This is a genomic window from Marinobacter fuscus (genome assembly GCF_003007675.1).
In the GTDB taxonomy this organism is placed as follows: domain Bacteria; phylum Pseudomonadota; class Gammaproteobacteria; order Pseudomonadales; family Oleiphilaceae; genus Marinobacter; species Marinobacter fuscus.
This window is the reverse complement of sequence record NZ_PXNP01000057.1, coordinates 1-6,261: the sequence shown is the minus strand read 5'-3', so window position 1 is coordinate 6,261 and position 6,261 is coordinate 1. Positions and strand designations below refer to the sequence as shown.

General features: G+C 49.7%; 8 protein-coding genes. 2 read left to right on the top strand and 6 right to left on the bottom strand.

The window, feature by feature from the left end; translation table 11 throughout:
- Window positions 1-78 precede the first annotated feature (78 nt).
- The 6 genes from ltrA to C7H09_RS09220 all read right to left on the bottom strand — a co-directional run bounded on the left by ltrA (window position 79) and on the right by C7H09_RS09220 (window position 5,308).
- Window positions 79-1,407 carry a group II intron reverse transcriptase/maturase gene (gene ltrA, locus C7H09_RS09250; protein ID WP_240616512.1) on the bottom strand — a complete coding sequence of 443 codons (1,329 nt, stop codon included), beginning with the start codon at window positions 1,405-1,407 and terminating at the stop codon, window positions 79-81.
- A gap of 525 nt (window positions 1,408-1,932) precedes the next feature.
- Window positions 1,933-2,163, bottom strand: a complete 231-nt coding sequence (locus tag C7H09_RS09240) for a DUF6429 family protein (RefSeq protein ID WP_091640469.1) — start codon at window positions 2,161-2,163, stop codon at window positions 1,933-1,935.
- An 896-nt stretch (window positions 2,164-3,059) separates the two neighbouring features.
- A complete protein-coding gene (locus tag C7H09_RS09235) occupies window positions 3,060-3,347 on the bottom strand; it encodes a helix-turn-helix domain-containing protein (RefSeq protein WP_012137897.1) in 288 nt (95 codons plus the stop codon).
- A complete protein-coding gene (locus C7H09_RS09230; RefSeq protein ID WP_106762269.1) occupies window positions 3,340-3,651 on the bottom strand; it encodes a type II toxin-antitoxin system RelE/ParE family toxin in 312 nt (103 codons plus the stop codon). Before C7H09_RS09230 ends, C7H09_RS09235 begins: the two co-directional genes overlap by 8 nt.
- Before the next feature lie 76 nt (window positions 3,652-3,727).
- Complete coding sequence (locus C7H09_RS09225; RefSeq protein WP_106762268.1) at window positions 3,728-4,795, bottom strand: hypothetical protein; 1,068 nt, start codon at window positions 4,793-4,795, stop codon at window positions 3,728-3,730.
- Window positions 4,796-4,972: 177 nt separating this feature from the next.
- A complete protein-coding gene (locus C7H09_RS09220; protein ID WP_106762267.1) occupies window positions 4,973-5,308 on the bottom strand; it encodes a hypothetical protein in 336 nt (111 codons plus the stop codon).
- Between the two features lie 190 nt (window positions 5,309-5,498).
- On the opposite strand from C7H09_RS09220, the gene C7H09_RS09215 reads away from it, so the two are divergent.
- Window positions 5,499-5,738: a type II toxin-antitoxin system ParD family antitoxin gene (locus C7H09_RS09215; RefSeq protein WP_106762266.1), complete on the top strand. Its 240-nt coding sequence runs from the start codon at window positions 5,499-5,501 to the stop codon at window positions 5,736-5,738.
- Window positions 5,738-6,040 carry a type II toxin-antitoxin system RelE/ParE family toxin gene (locus C7H09_RS09210; protein ID WP_106762265.1) on the top strand — a complete coding sequence of 101 codons (303 nt, stop codon included), beginning with the start codon at window positions 5,738-5,740 and terminating at the stop codon, window positions 6,038-6,040. The genes C7H09_RS09215 and C7H09_RS09210 overlap by 1 nt, the downstream gene beginning before the upstream one ends.
- Window positions 6,041-6,261: the final 221 nt, after the last annotated feature.

Sequence of the window (6,261 nt, the reverse complement as noted above, 5' to 3'; positions counted from 1 at the left end):
GGTCGAGTAGGCCCTGGGAACCACCCCCAAAGCCTCTCACAGAACCGTACGTGAACCTCTCGATTCATACGGCTCTTGTTATCCAACCATTGCCCTTGATCCTGCCCAGTGAGCAAATAGATCCGGCCGTCGCCGACGCAGTCCATTCACTCTCCGGGCAGCCTGTAACAGACCTCTGAGTTTCCGATACTTCCCTAATGCCCACCGGCTCAACCTCAGATCGAAATGAAACAGCACATTCCGAATGTAGCTGCGGCCAAACAGGCTATAGTACTGCATCCAGCCTCGGAGGCGGGACTGACAGAATCGAGCGAACTGCCCGAGTTCTTTCTGTCGCCACCATTTCCAGGGCCACTCGTTGATCTGCTTGCGGATCTCTTTCGCTGCACTCTGGCTGATGGCCGCCGTGAAGTAGACTTTCTTTTGTCCCAACCGGTTGCGGATCAGCCGCGGTCGGAAGGTGTGACCCAGAAAATCAAACGCGATCTCCGGGTAGTCCCGCCGGTTGTACTCGCTCTTACAATACACAATCTTTGTCTTGCGGGGATGGAGCGTCAAGCCACACGCTGTGAATCGTGCCTCAAGGACCGATTTCAGTGCTTGAGCTTCCCGTTCACTGGAACAATGGCATACGATATCGTCCGCATAGCGTTCGAACTGGATGCCACCCCAGCGCTTCTCCACCCAGCGATCAAAGACGTAGTGCAGGAACAGGTTTGCCAGTAAGGGACTGATCACACCGCCTTGCGGCGTGCCCCGATCGCGTTCCTCCACGGAACCATCCGCCAACTGAACCGGCGCGCTTAGCCAGCGCCGGATGTACAGCTTCTGCCAGTCCTCGGTCACATGACGATCCACGGCCTTCATTAACAGGTTGTGGTCGATGTTGTCGAAGAAGCCTTGAATGTCCATATCCAGCACCCAGGCTTTCTTCCAGCACCGGGCCTGAGTCTGTTTCAGCGCATCGTGCGCTGACTTTCCCGGGCGGTAGCCGTAAGAGTCCGGGTGGAAGTGTTGTTCCAGTTCCGGTTCAATCAGCAGCTTGACCACCATCTGCGCAATGCGGTCGGCAACCGTTGGGATGCCGAGACGACGGGTTGCCCCATCCGCCTTTTCGATCTCCACGCGCAAAACCGGTGGTGGATGATAGCTTCCTGAGGACAAACGGTTCCAAAGCTTGTAAAGGTTATTGCTGAGGTCACCATCAAAGTCTTCCAGACTCTGATGATCTACCCCGGCGCTACCTTTGTTGGCTCGAACCCGCTTGTAGGCCTGATAGACCAAGGCCTTCGGGATGGTAAATGGTTTTGCCTGACCCTGACGGCTCCTCCCGGAATTCGGTTGGCCATCTGGATCCGACGGGATAACTTGCCCCCTTCGCTCCACACCCATTACAGGTGTTTCCACACTACTACGGGCCAATCCGTCCCTGTGTCCTGCATCGGTACTCTCGCCTCGCGGGATCTCCACTTGTGCTTCTCCCTTAACATCAGGACGACAGGTTCTCATGTTCCATACTCAAGCCTGTACCCAGGTCATGCCGCCTCAAGACCGGCTGCCGCTGTGTCCGTTGTGCCAGCTCACGTCACAGCTCATCCCGGGGAGACGCTCGGTCCCCGGTTCTGACAACATCTGTCTACATTTCGACCCCTCATCGGCGGTTCACTTTCGTTCATCTCCTTGGGTACGTACCTGACCGCTCTTGACGGCCTTTTCCCATGTCGCTCACGACCCGCACTCTTAATGCAAGCCGCACAGGGCGGTTTGATCCCGGTGTCTGGTCACCGAGACCGAGGGGCCTTCCCTCATCTTGAGTACAGCAAGAAAGACTGAAGTCTTTCGTCATGACACACGAGCGCAGCGTAGGGAACCAAAAGCGGTACGCTTTTGGCGTCCGGTTGACCGCTTGGTTAAAAAGCCTGGCACCTAAGTTCACGAGTCCTTGGCGAAAAGTTTCTGGAACAGGCGCTCTGACTCTTTTAGACCGTCCTCAGTGAACAGGACAGATTTGGCCTTACCAACCGGGTTCTCAATGAGACCCTTTTCATGAAGCCTATTCATGGCATCCCAATCAAAGGATTTCCACGCCCGACCACCGTCATGCAAAGTCAGGTACAGCAAAGCCAATACGGCCTCATCGATTTTCTCTTCATCAATCTCCATGGCTCATCCTCTGGCGATGTGCCCTTTTAACGCTGAGGTAACCGGCGCCGGAGCGCCAGCGGAGGGAACCAAAAGCGGTACGCTTTTGGCGTCCGGTTGACCGCCTGGTTAATGGCCGTTCACCACCGTGGTTGAGCCTGGAAACCCAGACCGCATGCCCTCTCCCGGACAGCTTGCACCAACCCAACGGATGGCGAAAGGAACCCGAACTCAAAAGCCGCCAACCCGATTACCGTTTAAGACGGACGGCCCCACAACTGGGGCACGCCATGAATACCAACACTGCTGGCCATTGTGGCAACCAAACCAAACAGCGCATTTTCCGGCCTTGGCGATCACCAGAGTGAGCGGGCTTACAACCAATCCCGGTGCCAAGGCCTTTGCACCCCACTTGCTAAAAACTCACGAATGCCGGGCCAATAACGCTGAGGTAACCGGCGCCGGAGCGCAGCGGAGGGAACCAAAAGCTGTAAGCTTTTGGCGTCCGGTTGACCGGCTGGTTAGTGGCCGGTCACCACCAAGGTCTCCCTCGGCACCCAACGCTGAATGCCCTCTCCCGAACAGCTTGCACCACCCCAACGGATGGCGAAAGGAACCAGAACGCAAACCGCACCAACCCGATTACCATTTGAACTGGACGGCCCTGCGACTGGGGCACGCCGCGAATAACCATTCTGCCGATGATGTTGGCAACCAACCCCGACAGCCACTTTTCCGGCCTTGGCCATCATCACCATAAGCGGCTTTGCAGCCAAACCCGATGCCAAGGCCTTTGCACTGAGCCCGCCAAAATGAAGACGGCCTGGGCCATTAACGCCCGCCATCACCGGTGACAAAACCGCAGCGAAGCGGAGGGTTTGGCATCCGGTGCATGGCCTGGTTACACCTCGCTTTGGTCAGTGAAGCTGATTGAAAACTTCCGGGTGTTGCTCAGCAATGCGTAGAAGCGCAACCGCAGGCCCCTGCGGCTCGCGCCGACCCTGCTCCCAATCCTGAAGGGTTCGCACACTCACGCCCATAAGACCGGCAAATGCTGACTGCGACATGTTCAACTTCAGCCTGATCACTTTAGGCGGTGAGGGCTCTGATAGCTCGTGGGTACGTAGAGCCAATTTACCCTTCTTGAACTGCTTGATTTCATTGATGCCATCAAGAATTTCTGCCCCAAGGTTCCTGTCACCCATTTTTGATTGCCTCCGCTATCTGCTTGAGCGTATGGCCAGGTATGCTGGCGCGCTCTGATTTACTGTACAGCGTGAGCATCCATATCTCGTGGTCAGACTTCTTCCAGTAGTAAATGGCTCTGATACCACCGCTCTTTCCCGAAGCCGCTGGTGCCCATCGAACTTTACGAACGCCACCCGAGCCTTTGATTAGATCCCCGGCATCCGGCTTCTGCAAAAGGTAGGTTTGAAGCCCACGGTATTCCTCGTCCGTGAGATAGCTCGGCAATAGCTTGGTGAACGTTGAGGTTTCGATGAATAGCATTGCCAGAATATACGGCGTTGCCGTACTGGCGTCAAGGCAAGATCATTGAGGTGTAACGCCAAAAACAGCGGCGCGTTTACGCGTCCGACTGATTTTTCTTGTTAGCTGACGTAACACTGTAATACGGCAACACATCTTCATTTGAAAGATTTTTTAAACCTACTACTTCTACTCTAATTTCCTTCAGCTTCTCAATATCTTCAAGTATTCTTAAAAGAACGATAGCTATCTTATATCTATTGCTTTCTTTTGATATTTTTTTGGTTTTTATGGATATTTTTAATTCTTCGTCACTCTCGCCATAGCCATAGCCATAGCCATAGCCATAGCCATAGCGTTCACCCTGAAATCTGCCACTTTTAAAGTTTTTTTTGAAGAAATTGATCAGTTGAAGTGATGTTGAGAATCTTGAATCAAACGAGACTAGTCGATCAAGGTCATGAAGATCATAATCATCATTAAACAGGTACATGCTGTACAAAGACTCCTCCATGGGTAGCATATTTATTAACTCTCCATCCTTGTTCCTTTCTTTTATAGATTTAGCAAGAACCTGTTCATAGAGTGATCTAACAGCCCTTTCAAAACTAAGAATTTTTGCGATGATTACCTTGTCTTTCGAGAACTTATCCCTATGAAGAGTGTATGTACTGACGATATATGAGAATAGAATTTTAACATACGCATTTAATGAGCCGACAAATCTTTCCGTATCTATCTTTTCAAGCTCATCAATATTTAAAGCTTTAATCTCTCTCCGAATTTTATTATCAAATGACACTGAAATCTCAAGACAGATCTGATGAACCTTTTCAATCCCGGTATTATAAGTATTAAATGAATCCAAATAATCTAGTACTAAGTTATATTGCTCTTCTAATTCGTTGTATAGACTTGACTCTCTCTCATGTGAAATAGCTTCAAGGATAGGAGAAAGGTCAGCCTGATATATATAATTGTGGTGCACCTGAATGAAGGTTGAAGGTATGTGACTCAGGCTTTCCTCTTTTTGCTTCAACACCTTTACAATTTGTCCATTTGACACATCGCGAATTAGGATTCCATCTTCTTTGAAGTTACCCTGTGCAATCCCTTCTTCTATGCTTTTATCAGATACTTTTAAAGCAGTTTTATTGTCACTCATATTTATCCAATTTTCCAATATCCTGAATTTAGTTCAGATGCCAGCTTAGTCAGCTAACGCATTGCTCATGGGAATTTTTTAGTTGGCGCCTTTTGGGCTAAAGTGGCTTGCCACGCCCAAAAGGCGCCAACTAAAAAATTTCCTATGCAGCAACTTGTTATGTGGTTGTTGAACATACTACTCGGTTCCCTCATAAGCTTCATCATAGCTAAAACCAAGACTTACCAACAAGTCCTCGAAAAATCCCATATCTCTCACTTCGGTAACATCTTCAGATGCAACACACATGATCATTCTTACAATTACCATGTCACGTTCACTGGTTATTCTTGGCCCACCATTGTTGTCAACCCACAACCAAAGTTCGTTTTTTATTGCTTCAAAATTTTCTGTATTACCTTCTTTCCAAAAGGATTTGGCCATAAAAAAAGCACGTTTTGCTGGCTCTATATCTGGTAAACCAAGTTTATTTATCCATCTTATCATATGGATAGCGTACTCTTTTTCAGTCATAAACTACTACCTTTTGTACTACCCTTCTTCACATAACGCCGCAGTAACCCGCACTGCATGTGAAGTGGAAGCTTGGGGTACAGTGGCGAAGCCACCCCAAGGTGAAACGTAGCATGCAGTGTCGGGTTGACTGCCTTGTTATGGCGATATACCATTATGTACCCATATTTGATATTTGAGGTACCCAAACATGCCGAAGAATACTAGCATGACTCTCGGTGACCACTTTGACGGCTTTATAGCCCAACAAATAGCGGAAGGTCGCTATGCCTCTGCAAGTGAGGTTGTTAGGGCGGCACTTAGGATGCTTGAAGATAACGAGCAGAAAATTGCCACGCTGCGACATCTCCTTGATGAGGGCGAAAAAAGCGGAACTGCAGAATACAGCTATGAAAGTCTTATGAACGAGCTGGATGATGAGCTCGATTAATGAGTACATTTGAGCTTACCAACCAAGCGAGATTCGACCTTAAATCCATAGCGATATACACCCAAAAGAAATGGGGAAAAGAACAGCGCACGATTTATTTGAGGCAATTTGACGATACATTCCACTTACTTGCCACCTCTCCTGAAATTGGAAATGATTGCGGTTACATTAAATCCGGATATAGAAAATTTCCGGTCACGAGCCATTTAATTTTTTATAGAACTATCAACGATAGTAAAATTCAAATAGTCCGTATACTCCATAAAAGAATGGATGCAAGGTCTCAGCTCACCCAGCCATAACGCGAAGGTAACCGGCGCCGGAGCGCAGCGGAGGGAACCAAAAGCTGTAAGCTTTTGGCGTCCGGTTGACCGCCTGGTTAGTGGCCGGTCACCAACAAGGTCTCCCTTGGCACCCAGCGCTGCATGCCCTCTCCCGAACAGCTTGCACCAACCAGACGGATGGCGAAAGGAACCAGAACGCAAACCGCACCAACCCGATTACTGTTTGAACTGGACGGCCC

Coding starts and splice junctions, on each gene's coding strand:
- C7H09_RS09225 (WP_106762268.1), bottom strand. CDS start 4,795: ATGAGTGACAATAAAACTGCTTTAAAAGTATCTGATAAAAGCATAGAA.
- C7H09_RS09215 (WP_106762266.1), top strand. CDS start 5,499: ATGCCGAAGAATACTAGCATGACTCTCGGTGACCACTTTGACGGCTTT.
- C7H09_RS09220 (WP_106762267.1), bottom strand. CDS start 5,308: ATGACTGAAAAAGAGTACGCTATCCATATGATAAGATGGATAAATAAA.
- C7H09_RS09210 (WP_106762265.1), top strand. CDS start 5,738: ATGAGTACATTTGAGCTTACCAACCAAGCGAGATTCGACCTTAAATCC.
- C7H09_RS09230 (WP_106762269.1), bottom strand. CDS start 3,651: ATGCTATTCATCGAAACCTCAACGTTCACCAAGCTATTGCCGAGCTAT.
- C7H09_RS09240 (WP_091640469.1), bottom strand. CDS start 2,163: ATGGAGATTGATGAAGAGAAAATCGATGAGGCCGTATTGGCTTTGCTG.
- C7H09_RS09235 (WP_012137897.1), bottom strand. CDS start 3,347: ATGGGTGACAGGAACCTTGGGGCAGAAATTCTTGATGGCATCAATGAA.